The 1,121-nt window shown below is 50.8% G+C and carries 1 protein-coding gene; it reads left to right on the top strand.

Annotated features, from left to right (window positions below; all coding sequences use genetic code 11):
• A partial coding sequence (locus A3773_RS16780) for a Calx-beta domain-containing protein (protein WP_197462819.1) occupies nucleotides 1-1,121 on the top strand: 1,121 nt, incomplete at both ends.

Genomic DNA, 1,121 nt, shown 5'->3' with positions numbered 1-1,121 from the left:
GTTGAGAGCTTCACTGTTACGATCGATACCATTACCGATACCAACTTCGAGCATATTACTGAAGATGCGACCAACAACAGTGTTGAAACGCAGATTCTGGATGATACCGATCCAAGCACAACCGAACCTGATACTGAAACAGCGACGGTTTCACTGACAGGCCCATCCAGTGTTGTGGAAGGCGATGTAACCACGCCGTATACCATCAGCGTTGACCAGCCAGCAGCTGATGTCGCCGCACCGATTACGGTGACATTCACATACAGTGGTGTTGCGAAGGATGGCGAAGATTTTACAGGCCAAGGCAGTGTTGATATCCCAGCGGGTAGCAACAGCAATACCTTCACCATCGGTACGTTTGATGACGCCCTAGCGGAAGGTGCTGAGAGCTTCACCATTACGATCGATAGCATCACGGATACCAACTTCGAGCATATTGCTGAAGATGCGACCAACAACAGTGTTGAAACCACCATTATTGATAATGATGGCGCGACAGTCTCCCTAACCGGTCCGTCTTCGGTTATAGAAGGTGAGACGACAGCGCCTTATACCATTAGTGTTGATCAGCCTGCAGCGAGTGTAACGACACCGATTACCGTGACATTCACATACAGCGGTGTTGCGAAGGATGGTGAAGACTTTACCGGCCAAGGCAGCGTAGATATCCCAGCGGGTAGCAACAGCAACACCTTCACGATCGCAACCTTAGATGATGTGTTGGCGGAAGGGGTCGAGAGTTTCACCGTTACGATCAGCGGTATTACGGATACCAACTATCCAGCGATAGGCGCTGATACAGCTAACAACAGTGTTGAAACGCAGATTCTGGATGATGCTGATCCAAGTACAACCGAACCGGATACTGAAACAGCGACGGTTTCACTAACGGGTCCAGCAACCGTGGTTGAAGGCGAGACCACAGCACCCTATACCATCAGCGTTGACCAGCCAGCAGCTGATGTTACGGCACCGATTACGGTGACATTCACATACAGTGGTGTTGCGAAGGATGGCGAAGACTTTACCGGCCAAGGCACTATTGATATCCCCGCGGGTAGCAACAGCAACACCTTCACGATCGCAACCTTAGATGATGTGTTGGCGGAAGGGGTTGAGAG

Source organism: Neptuniibacter pectenicola (genome assembly GCF_001597735.1).
Lineage (GTDB): Bacteria > Pseudomonadota > Gammaproteobacteria > Pseudomonadales > Balneatricaceae > Neptuniibacter > Neptuniibacter pectenicola.
The sequence above is the reverse complement of the archived record's forward strand: the minus strand, read 5'-3'. Positions and strand labels throughout refer to the sequence as shown.